Source organism: Stenotrophomonas sp. NLF4-10, assembly GCF_022359915.1.
Taxonomy (GTDB): domain Bacteria; phylum Pseudomonadota; class Gammaproteobacteria; order Xanthomonadales; family Xanthomonadaceae; genus Stenotrophomonas; species Stenotrophomonas daejeonensis.
The window spans coordinates 2,361,057-2,377,078 of the sequence record NZ_JAKSEE010000003.1 but is presented as its reverse complement, the minus strand read 5'-3'; the positions used below and the strand labels follow the sequence as shown (position 1 = coordinate 2,377,078).

Here is a 16,022-nt window from a genome sequence, read left to right as displayed (position 1 = left end):
TGGTTTGAATTGATGATCGTATCGATATTGCTGTTCCCGCTGCTGCTGGCCTTCTGGTTGTGGTGGCCGGTGGCGGCGCTTGGCCGCAAGCGCCGCTGGTATGCAGGGCTGACCTTCGCGCTGGGCTTGCTGCAGCCGTTGCTGGGCTGGCTGTGGCGCCGGCAGGCGTTCGGCGACGTCGCCAACGCATGGGTGCAGCTGCTGTTCGGCTGGGTGATGGTGGCCTTCGCGCTGGCACTGGTGTTCGTGCTGCTGCGCGACCTGCTGTGGCTGCCGCTGCGCCTGTCGCGCCGTGCCGGACGACTGCGCGCTTTCCTGCACGGGGCGCGGCTGCACCATGTCGCGGTACCGCTGGTGCTGTTGCTGGCGACGCTGGGCACGTACAACGGCCTCAAGCCGCCGAAGGTCCACGAGCGGGAGGTCGTGCTGCCGTCGCTGCCGGTGGAACTGGACGGGCTGCGCGTGGCGGTGCTGGCCGACCTGCACGCCAGCCCGGTCAAGGGCGCATGGCGTACCCGGCGCATCGTCGACGACGTGCTGGCGGCGAAACCCGACCTGATCGTGTTGCCGGGCGACATGGTGGACGGGCAGGTTGCGAGCAACGCCGCCAATGTCGCTGCCCTGGCCGACCTGCGTGCGCCGCATGGTGTGTGGGTCGCGCCCGGCAACCACGAGTATTACAGCAACTACGCCGCGTGGATGGCACACTTCCGGCAGCTGGGCCTGGGGGTGCTGGAAAACGAGACGGTCAAGCTTGCGATTGGTGGCCGCACGCTGGCCGTGTCCGGCGCGGGCGATCCGGCCTTCTACAGGAATCCCGGGCTCGTGCAGGGCGGCGGCATCGCGCCGGACATCCCGCGCGTGGTCGGGCAAGCACGGGGCAGCGATTTCCACCTGCTGCTGGCGCACCAACCCAAGCTGGCGCGCGAAGCCGCCGCCACCGGCGCGGTGGATCTGCAGATTTCGGGGCATACCCACGGTGGCCACATCATCGGCATGGACCGCTGGCTGGTGGCACCGTTCAACGACGGCTTCGTGCGCGGCGACTACCGCGTCGGCGGCATGACCCTGTTCGTCAGCGCCGGCGTGGGCCAGTGGGATGGGTTCAACGCGCGGCTGGGCGTGCCGTCGAGCATCGACGTGCTGGTGCTGCGCAGCGCGCGTCAGCGGTAGCGCCCGATCGTTGGTCGGGCGGGGGCGTCACCGCGCAGTGCCGACCAACGGTCGGCACCTACCGGGTTCAAGGCGCGATCTGGCGGAAATCCTCCACGCGCGCGTGGCCGTGGGTGGCCTCGCCGATGCGCGGCGTCGGGTAGTCGCTGATGCGGTCCAGCAGCACCGTGCGCAGCCCGGCTTCGCGGGCCGCGTCCAGCTCTTCCACCACGTCGGACAGGAACAGGATGTCGCCCGGGGCGATACCGATGGCCCCGGCGATGCAGGTGTAGCTGGCCGCTTCGCGCTTGCCGCCGATCTCGGTGTCGAAGTTGCCGGAGAACAGGCCGTTGAGGTCGCCTGCGTCGCTGAAGCCGAAGAACAGCTTCTGCGCCGGCACCGAGCCGGAGGAATACACGTACAGCGGCAGGCCGGCCGCATGCCAGCCGCGCAGCACGCCGGCCACTTCCGGGTACAGGTGCGCGGTGTAGTCGCCATTGCGGTAGCCGATGTCCCAGATCATGCCCTGCAACGCCTTGAGCGCGGTGTGCTTGCGGTCCTGGTCGATCCAGCCCTGCAGGGTTTCGACGATGACCTCGTCCTGGCAGGCGCTGGCGGCGATCTCGGTGGCCACCGCGTCGAGCCAGCGGCGCACTTCCGGTTCCTTGCCATGCAGGCGCACGAAGCCGGGCAGGGCGTCGCGGGCGTAGGGGAACAGCACTTCCTTGACGAAGGAGATGCTGGAGGTGGTGCCTTCGATGTCGGTGAGGATGGCGTGGATGGTCATGGTTGAGTCCGTTTCCTTCTCCCTCCGGGAGAAGGTGCCCCGAAGGGGCGGATGAGGGTGCGGCGAAGTGGGGAGGAGGGGCGAAGAAGCGATTGGCGAGTCCGTTGCATTTCTGCTTCGCCGTACCCTCACCCCAGCCCCCGCTTCGCGCCCCGGCCCTTGCGCTGGCGCAAGGGCGTTCGAGGGGCAGCGAACCGGTGGTTCGCAAGCTGCACCTCTCACCCCGAAGGGAGAGGGGCTCTGGGCATCACGCGGTGCCGGGCTCGTAACGCGGAAACTTCCGCGCGATGTCGGTGCCGGTGAAATGGCCGACCCAGCCATCCGGCTCGGTGAAGAAGCGGATCGCCACGAAGCTCGGTTCTTCGCCCATGTCGAACCAGTGGGTGGTGCCGTCCGGTACCGCGATCAGGTCGTCCTTCACGCATTCCACCTCGTAGACCTTGTCGCCCACGTGCAGGGTGAACAGGCCCGAGCCGGCGACGAAGAAACGCACCTCGTCCTCCTTGTGGTAATGCTCGTCGAGGAACTTCCGGCGGATCTCGGCGCGGTTGGGGTTGTCCGGCGCGATCGAGGCCACGTCCACGCTCTTGAAGCCGTTGGCGGCGACGAGGCGGTCGATGTCCTCGCGGTAGGCGGCGAACACTTCTTCCTGGCTCGCGCCCGGCGCGACGTCATGCCTGGCCTGCCAGCGCTCGAAGGTGACGCCGATCGCCTTCAGCTCGGCGGCGATGGCCTCGCCGTCGCGACTGTCCAGCAGCGGCGTGGCCGGGTCGGTGTCATTGAAGATGCGCAGTCGGCTCATGGCGATGGCTCTGGGCGTGTGGGGGACGGAAAGGGTAGCAGGGTAGGTCGGGGCTACGCCCCCGACGCGCCATGCCGGACATACGGTGAAACGTCGGGGACGTAACCCCGACCTACCGCAGCCGGCGCAGTTCCAATTCGCAGTGCAGCAGGAACTCGAAGGCTTCCAGATGGCGGCGCGCCTCGGCCATGTCGCGGCCCCAGGCGTACAGGCCGTGGCCGTCAATCAGGTAGCCCCACATCGGGCCCTTGTCCAGCTCGGCTTCCACCTGTGCGGCCAGCACGTCCATATCCTGGGTGTTTGGGAACACCTTCAGGTCCACCGCGGTTTCATGGGTGGAGTTGCCGTGCAGCGCCTTGAGCAGTTCGTAGCCTTCCAGCCGGACGTGGCCCTGCGCGCCGTACAGGCGCGAGGCGACGGTCTGCACCGGCGAATGGGTGTGCAGCACGCAGTTAACGTCCGCGAAGCGGGCGTAGAGCTGGGTGTGCAGCAGGGTTTCGGCCGATGGGCGCAGCGGCCGGCCCACCGCCTTGCCGTCGAAATCCACCACCATGATGTCGGCCTCGACCAGCCGCCCCTTGTCCTTGCCGGACACGGTGATCGCCGCATGCCGGTCGTCCAGCCGGTGCGAGAAATTGCTGCTGGTGGCCGGCGTCCAGCCGGCCTGGGCCAGTTCGCGGACGTTGTCGATCAGCAGCTGGGCCAGCTCGCTCAGGCGCCGGGCGTCGTAGGGGGCAGAGGGGGCGTTCATGCTTGCAATTCTACGGGCTGCCCGCAAAAGCTGTAGTGCCGGCCGCTGGCCGGCATCTGCAAGGATGCTGGGTGGTGCGAGGTTGCCGGCCAGCGGCCGGCACTACCGTGATTGGGTAGCGCCCGACCGTTGGTCGGGCAGCGCAGGGGGTTGAAGGAGTGCCGACCGACGGTCGGCACCCACAAGCGCCTGCAATTTTCAGCGGCGCAGCTTGCTGTGGCGGTGGCCGTAGGCGAAGTAGATGATGAAGCCGGCCGCGGTCCAGACCCCCATCAGCATCCAGTTGTGCGCGGTCATCGCGGTGAGCAGCGCGCCGCAGCTGAGCACACCGAGGCTGCAGATCAGCCATGCCGCCGGCATGCGGAACGGGCGCGGCAGGTCCGGCTGGGTCCGGCGCAGCACCAGCACGCCGGCGCAGACTGCGGCGAAGGCGATCAGGGTGCCCATCGAGGTCAGCTCGCCGAGGATGTCCAGCGGGAACAGCGCCGCCAGCAGGGCGATGCCGATGCCGGTGATGACGGTGTTGATGTGCGGGGTGCGGTACTTCGGGTGGATGCGGGTGAACACCGGCGGCAGCAGGCCGTCGCGGCCCATGATCATGAAGATGCGTGGCTGGCCGATGATCATCACCAGCACCACCGAGGACAGGCCGATCAGCGCGCCGACCTCGACGATCACGCGCAGCCAGCCCAGCTGCGGGTGCGCGGCCACCGCGGTGACCACCGGCTCGGCGGTGCCCAGCTGGGTATAGGGCACCAGCCCGGTCATGACCGCGGCCATCGCGATGTACAGCACGGTGCACACCACCAGCGACAGCAGCATGCCGATCGGCATGTCGCGCTGCGGCCGGTGCGACTCCTGCGCCGCCACCGACACCGCCTCGAAGCCGATGTAGGCGAAGAACACCATCGCCGCGCCGCGCAGCACGCCCTCGAAGCCGTACTTGCCGGGGCCGACGTTCTCGGGGATGAACGGCGTCCAGTTGCCCGGATCCACGTACTTCCAGCCGGCGGCAATCACCAGCACGATCAGCCCGGTCTTGAGGATGACCATCGCCATGTTCATCGCCGAGGACTTGCGGATGCCCACGTAACAAAGCCAGGTCAGCAGCAGCACCAGCCCGGCCGCCGGCAGGTTGGCGATGGCGCCGGTGGGGCGCAGCTTTTCGTCCAGCGGCGCGTTGACCAGCGCCGCCGGCAGGTGGATGTCGAAATGGCTGAGCAGGCTGAGGAAGTAGCCGGTCCAGCTCACCGCCACCGCCGAGGCGGAGACGCCGTATTCGAGCACCAGCATCCAGCCGATGAACCACGCCGACAGCTCGCCGAAGGTGGCGTAGGTGTAGGTGTATGCGCTGCCGGACACCGGCACCATCGCCGCGAATTCGGCATAAGCCATCGCGCAGAACGCGCAGCACACCGCGGCCAGCACGAAGGACAGCATGATCGCCGGGCCGGCGTGGTCGGCCGCGGCCTGTCCGGTGATGACGAAGATGCCGCCGCCGATCACCGCGCCGATGCCCAGCGCGGTCAGCCCCCACGGGCCGAGCGTGCGGCGCAGGCTCAGGCCGTTGGCCTCTTCATGGGCGGCGTGCGGATGTTTGGTGGCCCACAGTTGCTTGAGCATGGTTCGGGTCTTCGCTGGTTGCGGGGCGCGGCGGTTGCGCAATGAAACCGGCGCCAATGGCGCCGGTCGGAAGTGTTGGAATCAGACGCTCTTGTTGAGCTTGCTGTGGCGCATGCCGTAGCCGAGGTAGATGGCCACGCCGAGGACGTTCCATAGCACGAAGACCAGCCAGTGGGCGGCGAACGCCATCGCGAACAGGGTCAGGCAGATCAGCGCACCGAGCGGGGCGACCAGCCACACCGCCGGCACGCGGAACGGGCGCGGCATCTCCGCGCGGGTGCGGCGCAGGATCAGCACGCCGACGCAGACGGTGGCGAAGGCCAGCAGCGTGCCCATCGCGACCAGTTCGCCCAGCACGTTCAGCGGCACCAGCCCGGCCAGCGTGGCCGCGACCGCGCCGACGATCACCGTGCTCAGGTGCGGGGTGCGGAACTTCGGGTGCACCTTGCCGAATATCCGCGGCAGCAGGCCATCGCGGGAGATGGTGTAGGCGATGCGGGTCTGGCCCATCATCATCACCAGGATCACCGAGGACAGGCCGGCGATGGCGCCGATCTCGACCCAGGTCTTCAGCCACGCCAAGTTGGCATAGGCTTCCAGCGCGGTAGCCACCGGCTTGTCGGTGCCCAGCTTGGTGTAGTGCATCAGGCCGGTCATCACCGCGCAGACCACGATATAGATGATGGTGCACACCGCCAGCGAGCCGAGCAGGCCGATCGGCATGTTGCGCTGCGGGTCCTTGGTCTCGCCGGCGGCGGTGGAAACCGCGTCGAAGCCGATGTAGGCGAAGAACACGATCGAGGCCGCGCGGAACACGCCGCTCCAGCCGAACTGGCCGAACACGCCGGTGGTGTTGTCGGGGATGAAGGGCGTCCAGTTCTCGGGGGTGACGTACATCGCGCCGAAACCGACGAACAGGCAGATCACCGCCACCTTGACCGCGACGATGATCGCGTTGACGAAGGTGGACTGGGTGACGCCGACGTAAAGCAGCCCGGACACCACCGCGATGATCAGCACCGCCGGCAGGTTGAACAGCTTGCCCGAGGCGACGAACTGGCCGTTTTCCCAGGCGATGGGCGCGGCGGTCAGTGCGTCGGGGAAGGGCAAATGCAAGGTGCTGGTGAGGAAGCTGAGCAGATAGGCCGACCAGCCCACCGCCACCGACGAGGAGGCGAACAGGTATTCCAGCACCAGGCACCAGCCGATGAACCAGGCCATGCCCTCGCCGAGGGTGGCGTAGGAGTACGAATAGGCGCTGCCGGACACCGGCATCATCGCCGCGAACTCGGCGTAGCACAGGCCGGCGAAGGCGCAGGCCAGGCCGGCCAGCACGAAGGACAGCATGATCGCCGGGCCGGCGTGGTTGGCCGCCGCCTGCCCGGTGATGACGAAGATGCCGGCGCCGATCACCGCGCCCATGCCCAGCAATACCAGGTGCCGTGCAGTGAGGGTGCGCTTGAGCGTGGCTTCGCCTTGCAGGCTGCCTTCCACCGGTTCGCCGGCATCCACGTGTGCGGCCGGTTCGACCGGTTTGACCCTCAGCAGTGTCTTGAGCATTCGCTGTTTCCCAGGCTGTTCGTCGGTGCCGCGGCGGCAAGCCGCGGCGTTGCAAGTTGAACTGCAGGCTGAACCGGCAGCAGCGGACTACCTTGCCAAAGGAGCCGAAAACCGACAAGCGCAGGTGCAGCATGGACGGTGATAATGGGCGCCGGACGGAAGCGATGGGATGTGCCTGCAGTCATGCATCAACAGGATCGGGAGCTGCGGCTGGCGCTGCAGGACTATGCGCGGCGCGTGCCGGAACACGCCGCATTGGCCGCCGGATACGCGGCGTTGCTGGACGAGCCCGGCAACGACCCGTTCGCGCGTTCGCGTCTGTCCGGGCATTTCACCGGCAGCGCATGGCTGGTCAGCGCCGACGGCCGGCGCGTGTTGCTGACCCATCACCGCAAGCTGGGGCGCTGGCTGCAGTTGGGCGGCCACGCCGATGGCGACCGCGACCTGGCGGCGGTGGCCCTGCGCGAGGCGGAGGAAGAATCCGGCCTGACCGGATTGCGGCTGCCGACGGCGGCGATCTTCGACCTCGACCGCCACTGGATTCCCGAACGCGGCGACGTGCCGGGACACTGGCATCACGACGTGCGCTACGTGGTGCAGGCCGGCGCGGACGAGGCTTTCGTGGTCAGCGAAGAGTCGCTGGAGCTGGCGTGGCGCGACATCGCCGGGATTGCCGCGGACGCGCAGGCCGAAGAATCGATGCGGCGCATGGCCGCGCGCTGGCTGGAGCGACCGATTCCGTAGATGCGGGGCTTGCCCCGCATGGGGCCTTGCTGCGAAGTCCCTGTGCGGGGCAAGCCCCGCACCTACGAGAGCATTCCATCGCCGCGATTGCCGGCGATCCGCGAGTCCAAGCCTCAATGCGAGCGGTGGATCGCCATTTCGCCCAGTGCCGCCAGTGCGTCGGTGCGTGGACCGAACGGCGCCAGCGCATCGCGCATCGTGGCGGCCAGTGTTTCCAGCTGTGCCCTGGCGCCGTCCATGCCGAGCAATGCAGGAAAGGTGGACTTGTCCTGCGCCGCGTCCTTGCCGGCGGTCTTGCCGAGCTGTTCGGAGCTGGCCTCGACGTCGAGAATGTCGTCGCGCACCTGGAAGGCCAGCCCCAGCGCATCGGCGAACGCATCCAGCCGCGCCAGTTGCGTTTCGTCCGCGCCGCCGCACAGCGCGCCCATGCGCACCGCGGCGCGGATCAGCGCGCCGGTCTTCAGTGCATGCATGTGCTTGAGGTCGTCCAGCGGCTGGGCGCGGCCGGTGGCGTCGATGTCCAGCGCCTGCCCGCCGCACATGCCGGCCACGCCGGAGGCGCCGGCCAGGGTGCGCAGGCAGGCCACCGCCAACGCGGGCGGTAGCGGCGCCGCGGCCAGCACTTCGAAGGCGCGGGTCTGCAGCGCGTCGCCGGCGAGGATGGCGGTGGCTTCGTCGAAGGCGACGTGGGTGGTCGGGCGGCCGCGGCGCAGGTCGTCGTCGTCCATCGCCGGCAGGTCGTCGTGCACCAGCGAGTAGCAGTGGACCAGTTCCACCGCCACGGAGGGGGCATCGAGCAGGCCTGGATCGGCGTCGAACAGGTGTCCGGCGGCGTGGACCAGCAGCGGTCGCATGCGCTTGCCGCCGCCGAGCGCGGCATGGCGCATGGCCTGGTGCAGGCGCCGTGGCGCGGTTTCCGGGTCGGGCAGGGTGGCCTGCAACTGCTGTTCGGTGCGTGCGATCCAGCCGGCGAACAGGGCGTCAGTCGTCATCGCCGACGGGGTCGAACGGTTCGGACTTGTCCGGTTGTGCCGGGTCGGTGAGCAGGCGCACGCGCAGTTCTGCCTGCTCCAGCGCCTGCTGGCATTGCCGGTACAGGCCGACGCCGCGCTCGTAGGCGCTCAGCGACTGCTCCAGGCTCAGGTCGCCGGCTTCCATCTTCTCCACCAGTTGCTCCAGCTCTTCCAGCGACTGCTCGAAGTGGGCGACCGGCGAGGTCTCGTTGGGGGACTTCTTGGGCATGGCCGCAAGTGTGAGCGGCATGCGGGAAAGGGTCAATTCACGGGGGCGGGGGCATGCCAGTGCAGCTGCGCGGCGCGGTCGCGCAGCCAGTCGTGCAGCGTCGCCGAGACGATGCGGTCGCCGGCGGCGAGTACCTGTGCGCCATCGCACAACAGCGGCAGGTGCGGGCGCAGCCACGGCGCGACCCCGGCATCCTGCAGGCAGTGCTTGAGCAGGTGGCTGTGCCCGCGGCCGGGCAGCCGGATGCGTTCGCCGCCGTTGCGCTGGCGCACCTGCAGCGGGGTATCGAAAGCGGGGGCGCCGTGCAGCTCCAGCCTGCCGCCGTCGGGCAGCGGCAGGGGCGCGTGGCCGTCCCAGCGTGCCTGCCAGCCGGCGGGCCAGTGCGGCAGTTCGCCGATGGCGTGCAGGCAGTCGCGCCAGCGCACGATGCGCGCCTGTTGCCAGCGGAATTCGGCCTGCCGGTCGTGCGCGGCATCGAGCAGGTCGTGGCGGATGCGCGCCACGCCGTTGCCCGGCAGCGGCGGCAGCCCGCGTTGCTGCACCCACAGGCGCAGCACCCGGGCGCAGGCCGGCGGCGGCAGCGCGCGCAGGGCGGCAACCGACAACGTGCCGTCGCCGCCATCGCAGGCGTGCAGTGCCTGCGCGTCATGCGCGTGCAACAGGCCGGCGGCCTCGCCGGCCAGCGCCGCGCTGCGCGCGAACATGGCCGCCGCGTCGGGCCAGCGCCCGGCCAGCAATGGCATCACCGTATTGCGCAGGAAATTGCGGTCGAAGGTGTCGCGGGTGTTGCTGGGATCTTCGATCCAGTGCAACCGGTGCTGGCGGGCATGGACTTCCAGCGCCGCGCGCGGGACATGCAGCAGCGGGCGCCACAGCTGGCCGGCGGCGAAGGCGCGGCGTTCGCGCATCGCCGCCAGCCCGTCGATGCCGGAGCCGCGCAGGGCGCGCAGCAGGAAGGTTTCGGCCTGGTCGTCACGGTGGTGGGCCAGCGCCAGCCACTCGCCGGGTTGCAGCAATTCGGCGAAGGCCGCATGGCGGACGTGGCGCGCCGCCGCCTCGGGGCCGAGGCCGGTGGCGTCGCCGACCTGCACGTGGACGACGTGCAGCGGCACCTGCCATTCGTCGCAGATGCGCTGGCAGTGGGCCGCCCAGTCGTCGGCCTCGGCCTGCAGGCCGTGGTGCACGTGCACCGCGCGCAGGCCGGCCTCGCGCCGGTCGGGTGCGTGCGCCAGCAAGTGCAGCAGCACGCTGGAATCCAGCCCGCCGCTGAAGCCGACCAGCACCGGCGTTCCGGCGGCGGCATCCAGCAGGGAGGGGGAAAACGGGGTCATCCGGGAATTGTAGGAGCGACGCCAGTCGCGATGGGGGTTTGCCGGTGAAGCCCTGTCGCGACTGGCGTCGCTCCTACGGGGATTCCGGCAGTGGATTGCCGTGGCGGTCGATGCGGTAGCGGCGGCCGCCGATCATCGGCGTATGGCCGTCGGCGTCGGTTTCGCCGCGGCGGCAGCCTTCGCAGACCAGCGCCTCCCCGTCCTCGAACGGCCAGCCCCAGTCGAAACGGGCGGCGAAGGCCGGTTGCAGTCCGGTGCCGTAATAGCCGAGCTTGCCGCCGACGACGGCGCGGACCAGGCCTTCGCTGAAATAGTCCGCGCCGTTGTCGAAGGTGATGACCGGCAGGTAATGGCCATCGCGGCGCACGTAATAAAACTGGCCGGCGGCAAGCACCGTGGCCAGCCCATCGGCATTGAACGGCAGCCGGGCCAGCGCGTCCGCGGACAGTTCCAGCGTGCCGGGCGCGACCTGCCGGCAGCCTTCCAGCACCGGCAGGTCGAATCGTTCCGGCAGCAGGCAGTGGTCCCCGGCCGCGAGCGCGGCCGCGGCGAAGAACAGGGACGGCAGCACCGCCGCCACGGACCGGTACGCGGCGGTGCGCATCGCCGTCACGGGGTCCTGCGTTCGAACGTCGTCGGCTGCGGCAGTTCCACCGGCACACCCTGCGTATCGCAGGTGCCCTGCGCGCACAGGCGTTCGCGCAGGCGCGGGGTGGCCTGCACGATCAGGTGGTAGATGGTGTTCTGCTCCAGCGTGCCACGCACGGCGTTGCTGCCGGGGCCGCGCGCCCAGATGCCGACGTCCTCGCCGCCGTGCGATTCGCTCTTGGCCGGCACCAGCGCTTCCTGCATGTAGTCCGGGTGCTCGGTATCGACGTGGGTCAGGTCGGGGCGGCCGCTGGCCGGGTCGAAGCTGCTCGGCGCATGCGGGTACTTCTTCGGCCCGGCCGGCTGCTGGTTGCTGGCGCCGGTGTAGCCGGGGCCATTGGCGTAGCTGAGCGTGGTGTAGGGCAGGCCGGTGGCGTCGCGGGCCAGTTCCAGCCCGCCGGTGCCGTCTTCGCCGCCCTTGTCCTTGACCTTGCCCAGGATCGGGTTGCCACGCGCCGGGTAGCCGACGAAGTTCAGGGTGTGCGAGTGGTCGGCGGTGACGATGATCAGGGTGTCCTCGGCCGAGGTCGCCTCGGCGGCGGCGCGCACCGCGTCGGACAGGGCGATGGTGTCGCCGAGCGCGCGGGCGGCGTTGCCGCTGTGGTTGGCGTGGTCGATGCGCGCGCCTTCCACCATCAGCACGTAGCCTTCCCCGTGCTTGGACAGGTTGGCGATGGCAGTGCGGGTCAGCTCGGCCAGCGAGGGTTCGCCGGCCCGGTCGTTGGCGCGGTCCTGCTCGTACTGCATGTGGTCCGGCTCGAACAGGCCGAGCAGGGCCGGGGCGCCGGCGGCGGCCTTCAGCTGCGCGGTGTTCCAGACGTAGGCGCCCTGCGGGTGCGCCTGCTGCCACTCGGCGACGAGGTTGCGGCCGTCCAGGCGCTGGCCGACCTTGTCGTCGTATTCGGGGTCGCGCTCTTCGACGGTGGTGAACTGCGCGCGGCCGCCGCCGAGGGCGACCAGCGGGCCGCGGCCGAAGCGCGCGGTCGAAAGCAACTGCTGGGCGATGTCCACGCAGCCGGCGGCCCTGGCTGCTTCCGGCAGGTCGGTGTCGTTCTCCCAGTTGCGGTCGGGCGAGTTGGCGTAGGTGGCGGCCGGGGTGGCGTGGGTCAGGCGTGCGGTGGAAACGACGCCGGTGGCCATGCCGGCGCTGTCTGCCAGTTGCAGCCAGGTCAGCAGGTGCTTGTTCAGGCTGTCGGCGCAGTCGTTGCGGGGGCCGGCGGAGACGCCGATGGCGCCCATGTGGCTCTTCACGCCGGTGGTGATGGCGGTCATGGTGCCGGCCGAATCCGGCGTCTGCGAATCGGTGTTGTAGGTCTTGCTGAACGCGGTGGCGGGGAAGCGCTCCCACGACAGCAGGTTTTCCTCGCCGGCGCCGCCGTGGCGCTGGCCTTCGAGGATGCGTGCGGCGGCCACGGTGGTCAGGCTCATGCCGTCGCCGAGGAACAGGATCACGTTCTTGGCCTTGCCGGCCATCGCGCCGTTGGCCGCGGCCTGCGCGGCGCCGTTGCGGTACCACCATTGCGGGGTTTCGCCCTGCGGGTGGGCGACCTGCGGCACCGTTACCGCCAGCGTGGCAGGGGGCTTCGGCGCGCCGGCGCTGGTACAGGCGCCGAGCAGCAGGGTGGACAGGGCGGCGAGCAGGAATTTGGTGTCGGGCATGGCGGCATGCGGTCAACGGAAATGAACGGCCATTATGACCGAGCGGAAAAGGCACGCCGATGACACGCAGCTTTGTCCCTGTGGGATCGTGCCGCCGCCGGGCTTGCGTTATCGTGCCCGCCTTTACGGAATACTCCCCTGGAATGACGACATGAAGCTGGTTTCTGCGTGGTTGCGGATACCGTTCTGGCAGCGCGTGGTGGCGGGCTTCGTGCTCGGCGCGCTGGCCGGCTGGGTGCTGGGGCCGGCGGCCGAAACCTGGTTCGGGCCGCTGGGCGAGCTGTACGTGACCCTGATCAAGATGATCGCGGTGCCGCTGGTGTTCTTCGCGGTCATCAATGCCATCGGCTCGCTGCACGGGCAGAAGTCGGTGGCGGCGCTGGGCGGGCGCACCTTCCTGTGGTTCATCGTCACCGCCGCGCTGGCGGTGGGCGTGGGCCTGCTGGTGGGCACGGTGATGCAGCCGGGCACCGGCGGGCTGCAGCTGAGCGTGGACAGCGCCTACACCCCGCGCGACGTGCCGTCGGTGGCCAAGGTGCTGATGGACGTGGTGCCAGCCAACGTGTTCTACGCGCTGTCCGGCATCGGCACCCGGATCAACGCGGCCGGCGAAACCGTGCTGGCGGCCGGGCGCGGCTCGATCCTGCCGGTGATCTTCTTCGCCGGGCTGGTCGGCTTCGCGATGGTCAAGCTGGGCGAGAAGGTCAACGAGGCGCGCAGGCTGACCGGGCAGCTCAGCGAGATCATGATCCAGGTCACCCGCTTCGTGCTGGAGATGACCCCGCTGGGCACCTTCGGCCTGATCGCCGGGCTGGTCGGCAGCTACGGCTTCGAGAAGCTGCTGCCGCTGGGCAGCTTCGTACTGGCGCTGTACGTGGCCTGCGCGCTGCATATCGTCGTGGTCTACAGCGGCCTGCTGCTGGCGCACGGGCTGAACCCGATCAAGTTCTTCCGCGGCGCCGCGCCGGGCATGCAGGTGGGCTTCGTCGCCTCGTCCAGCTTCGCGGCGATGCCGGTGGCGATGCGTTCGATCACCGACAACCTCGGCGTCAACAAGGACTATGCCTCCTTCGCCGTGCCGCTGGGCGCGAGCATCAAGATGGACGGCTGCGGCGCGATCTACCCTGCGCTGTGCGCGGTGTTCATCGCCCAGTACACCGGCGTGCCGCTGACTCCGGAGCAGTACGTGGTGGTGCTGATCGCCTCGGTGCTGGGCAGCTTCGGCACCGCCGGCGTGCCGGGCACCGCGGTGGTGATGGCCACGGTGGTGCTGAGCGCGGCCAACCTGCCGCTGGAGGCGATCGGCTACCTGTACGCCATCGACCGCGTGCTGGACATGATGCGCACGATGACCAACGTCACCGGGCAGATGGTGGTGCCGGTGATCGTGGCCAAGGAAACCGGGCTGCTGGACCGCGCGGTTTACGACGCTCCGAAGCAGCGCATCGGTGTCGAAGCGGATTGAACACCCGCCAAATGAAAAGCCGCGGCAGTGCCGCGGCTTTTCCTGAAGTGGGGGGAAGGGCGCCGGCTACAGCTCCACCCGCCGGGCCTGCATGAACTTGTCGCCCCAGTAGCCGCTGAGCAGGGTATCGGTGCGCACGTCCTTGCCGGTGCTCGGCGCGTGCAGGAAGCGGCCGTCGCCGACATAGATGCCGACGTGGTCGACGCGCCCGCGGCGGCCGAAGAACACCAGGTCGCCGGCGACCAGCGCCGCACGGTCCTTGATCAGTTCGTTGCCGGTCTGGCTGGCCATCTCGCGCGACACGCGCGGCAGCTCGATACCGAGCGCGGTGCGGAACACGTAGCCGACCAGGCCGCTGCAGTCGAAGCCGGCATCCGGCGAGGTGCCGCCCCAGCGGTACGGAGTGCCGAGCAGGGCCATCGCGCGGCGCAGGATCGACTGCACCTTGCCGTCGCTGTCATTGGCCAGCGCGGCATCGGTGGCATTGGCGACGCTGCGGGAGGCGTCGTAGGCGGACAGCAGGCGGCTGAGGTCGCCGGCGAACATCGCCGAGCGGTCCATCAGCGGAATGGTGTCGCTGGCGGCCAGGTGCGGGAGCAGGGCGGCCAGGGTGGCGCTGGCGGCGGCATCGGCGCGGCTGCGCGGGGCTTCGGCCTTGGCCGGTGCCGGCTTGGCGGCAGCGGCAGACGCCTGGACGACGGCTTCGTCGGCGCTCTGGGCGAAGGCGGAAAGACTGGTGACTGCCAGGGCCGCGGCACAGAGCAGCCGGCGGGTGGCGCGAGTCGGAAACCGGCGTTGGCGGGTCGGTGGAGCGATCGTCACGTGGCAGTCACAAAAAATCGATGCGCGATGATGCCTTGCGAATGCAGGCGAAAGGTGCAAATTTCGTTAAAAATTTGTTATTGAAATTGACCTGCATCAAGCTTTCAGTTCAACACGCGCTTGGCGCCGGTGTAGTGCTGCTGCCAGTAAGGGCCGTCCAGCCGGTCCAGGCGCACGGTGCCGCCGGTGCTGGGGGCATGCACGAAGCGGCCTTCGCCTACATAGATGCCCACGTGCCAGACGTTGCCCTTGTTGCCGAAGAACACCAGGTCGCCGGCGGCCAGCCGCTGCGGGCTGATCTTCGGCCCCTGCACCGCGGCCAGCTCGCGCGAGGTGCGCGGCAGGTTCAACGCCAGCATGTCGCGGTAGACGTAGTTGACCAGCCCGCTGCAGTCGAAACCGGACTCGGGGGTGTTGCCGCCGTAGCGGTAGGGCGTGCCGACCAGCCCCAGCGCCCGCATCAGCACCGCCGAGGCGGCGGCGGGATCGGCCGGCGCCACCTGCGGCCAGGCGGGCGTGGAGGCGGCGGGTGGGGTGCGCTTGGCCGGGGCGTGGCCGCAGGCGGCCAGCGCGGCGGCCAGTACCAGCAGGGCGGGCAGGTGCCACGGCGACGGGCGGGAAACTGGCGTGATGTGCATGGAGCCGGGATAATGCGCCGCTTCAGGATGGCCGCCATGATGGCGGCCCACCCGGCGGCCGGCAAGGTCGTCCCATCGCCTGCCAGCCGGCAGCCATCTACAGAGTTGCGCATGAAGATCGAAAAAGACCGCGTCGTCCGTTTCCACTACACCGTCTCCGAGGTCGGCCAGGAGCCGATCGAAAGCTCGAAGGACCGTGAGCCGCTGGCGATCCTGATCGGCCACGGCAACATCATCCCGGGCCTGGAAGCGGCGATGATGGACAAGGAAGCCGGCGAGAACTTCGGCGTGGACGTGGCCTCGGCCGATGCCTACGGCGAGCGCCGTGAGGGCCTGACCCAGCGCGTGCCGAAGAAGCACTTCGGCAACACCCGGCTGGTGCCGGGGCAGCAGGTGATCCTGCAGACCAACTTCGGCCCGCGCGCGGTCACCGTGCAGAAGGTCGGCATGACCGTGGTCGACGTCGACCTGAACCACCCGATGGCCGGCAAGGACCTGCATTTCGACGTGGAAATCGTCGAGGTCCGCGAGGCCGGCGAGGAAGAAGTGCAGCACGGCCACGTGCATGGCGACGGTGGCCATCACCACTGATCGTTGCCGCCGCGGCACTGCGATGGACGGCCCGCCTCGTGCGGGCCGTTTCGTTTTTGCGGTTGGGGAGGCGAGGCAAGTCCGCCTCCACATGCTCGCCTCCCACGCAGGTGCCGGGTTTGCCCGGCACGAGGCATTCCCGGCAAGGCCCCATGCGGGGCAACCCCCGCATCCACGCGCGCCGCCCATAATGGCCGGCCATCACCA

General features: G+C 69.4%; 16 protein-coding genes. 4 read left to right on the top strand and 12 right to left on the bottom strand.

The genetic code is table 11. The features are described from left to right. Positions 1 to 12: 12 nt before the first annotated feature. Entirely contained in the window at positions 13 to 1,173 is a 1,161-nt protein-coding gene (locus tag MIC98_RS11175) for a metallophosphoesterase (protein ID WP_239737216.1), read from the top strand. 67 nt (positions 1,174 to 1,240) lie between these two features. Here MIC98_RS11175 and mtnC read toward each other — a convergent pair whose 3' ends face one another. From mtnC to MIC98_RS11150, 5 genes are all read right to left on the bottom strand, one after another. Next, positions 1,241 to 1,939, bottom strand: coding sequence for an acireductone synthase (gene mtnC / locus MIC98_RS11170; RefSeq protein ID WP_239737215.1), 699 nt, complete (start codon positions 1,937 to 1,939; stop codon positions 1,241 to 1,243). A 247-nt stretch (positions 1,940 to 2,186) separates the two neighbouring features. Then, on the bottom strand, positions 2,187 to 2,741 hold the full coding sequence (locus MIC98_RS11165; RefSeq protein ID WP_239737214.1) for an acireductone dioxygenase: 555 nt from the start codon (positions 2,739 to 2,741) through the stop codon (positions 2,187 to 2,189). A gap of 112 nt (positions 2,742 to 2,853) precedes the next feature. Continuing rightward, positions 2,854 to 3,492 (bottom strand): methylthioribulose 1-phosphate dehydratase, encoded by a 639-nt coding sequence (locus MIC98_RS11160; RefSeq protein ID WP_239737213.1) that lies wholly within the window; start codon positions 3,490 to 3,492, stop codon positions 2,854 to 2,856. A gap of 198 nt (positions 3,493 to 3,690) precedes the next feature. Further along, entirely contained in the window at positions 3,691 to 5,115 is a 1,425-nt protein-coding gene (locus MIC98_RS11155) for an amino acid permease (RefSeq protein WP_057642042.1), read from the bottom strand. A gap of 81 nt (positions 5,116 to 5,196) precedes the next feature. Further along, the gene (locus MIC98_RS11150) at positions 5,197 to 6,675 is read right to left on the bottom strand and encodes an amino acid permease (RefSeq protein WP_239737212.1); all 1,479 of its coding nucleotides are present in this window, start codon (positions 6,673 to 6,675) and stop codon (positions 5,197 to 5,199) included. A 183-nt stretch (positions 6,676 to 6,858) separates the two neighbouring features. Between MIC98_RS11150 and MIC98_RS11145 the strand changes: the two genes are divergently transcribed. Then, a complete protein-coding gene (locus MIC98_RS11145; protein WP_239737211.1) occupies positions 6,859 to 7,419 on the top strand; it encodes an NUDIX hydrolase in 561 nt (186 codons plus the stop codon). A 113-nt stretch (positions 7,420 to 7,532) separates the two neighbouring features. Here the strand turns inward: MIC98_RS11145 and MIC98_RS11140 are convergent, their stop codons facing one another. The 5 genes from MIC98_RS11140 to MIC98_RS11120 all read right to left on the bottom strand — a co-directional run bounded on the left by MIC98_RS11140 (position 7,533) and on the right by MIC98_RS11120 (position 12,299). Further along, a complete protein-coding gene (locus MIC98_RS11140; RefSeq protein ID WP_239737210.1) occupies positions 7,533 to 8,411 on the bottom strand; it encodes a polyprenyl synthetase family protein in 879 nt (292 codons plus the stop codon). Beyond that, positions 8,401 to 8,661 (bottom strand): exodeoxyribonuclease VII small subunit, encoded by a 261-nt coding sequence (locus MIC98_RS11135; RefSeq protein WP_057642026.1) that lies wholly within the window; start codon positions 8,659 to 8,661, stop codon positions 8,401 to 8,403. The genes MIC98_RS11140 and MIC98_RS11135 overlap by 11 nt, the downstream gene beginning before the upstream one ends. A 32-nt stretch (positions 8,662 to 8,693) precedes the next feature. Continuing rightward, positions 8,694 to 9,992, bottom strand: coding sequence for a tRNA lysidine(34) synthetase TilS (tilS, locus tag MIC98_RS11130; protein ID WP_239737209.1), 1,299 nt, complete (start codon positions 9,990 to 9,992; stop codon positions 8,694 to 8,696). Between the two features lie 73 nt (positions 9,993 to 10,065). Next, positions 10,066 to 10,596, bottom strand: coding sequence for a WG repeat-containing protein (locus tag MIC98_RS11125; RefSeq protein ID WP_239737208.1), 531 nt, complete (start codon positions 10,594 to 10,596; stop codon positions 10,066 to 10,068). A 5-nt stretch (positions 10,597 to 10,601) separates the two neighbouring features. Beyond that, positions 10,602 to 12,299, bottom strand: a complete 1,698-nt coding sequence (locus MIC98_RS11120; RefSeq protein WP_239737207.1) for an alkaline phosphatase — start codon at positions 12,297 to 12,299, stop codon at positions 10,602 to 10,604. 151 nt (positions 12,300 to 12,450) lie between these two features. On the opposite strand from MIC98_RS11120, the gene MIC98_RS11115 reads away from it, so the two are divergent. Beyond that, positions 12,451 to 13,764: a dicarboxylate/amino acid:cation symporter gene (locus MIC98_RS11115; protein WP_239737206.1), complete on the top strand. Its 1,314-nt coding sequence runs from the start codon at positions 12,451 to 12,453 to the stop codon at positions 13,762 to 13,764. Positions 13,765 to 13,830: 66 nt separating this feature from the next. Here the strand turns inward: MIC98_RS11115 and MIC98_RS11110 are convergent, their stop codons facing one another. Next, a complete protein-coding gene (locus tag MIC98_RS11110) occupies positions 13,831 to 14,580 on the bottom strand; it encodes a C40 family peptidase (protein WP_239738150.1) in 750 nt (249 codons plus the stop codon). Positions 14,581 to 14,690: 110 nt separating this feature from the next. After that, the gene (locus MIC98_RS11105; protein WP_239737205.1) at positions 14,691 to 15,224 is read right to left on the bottom strand and encodes a C40 family peptidase; all 534 of its coding nucleotides are present in this window, start codon (positions 15,222 to 15,224) and stop codon (positions 14,691 to 14,693) included. A gap of 111 nt (positions 15,225 to 15,335) precedes the next feature. Between MIC98_RS11105 and MIC98_RS11100 the strand changes: the two genes are divergently transcribed. Next, on the top strand, positions 15,336 to 15,815 hold the full coding sequence (locus tag MIC98_RS11100) for a peptidylprolyl isomerase (protein WP_057642038.1): 480 nt from the start codon (positions 15,336 to 15,338) through the stop codon (positions 15,813 to 15,815). Positions 15,816 to 16,022: the final 207 nt, after the last annotated feature.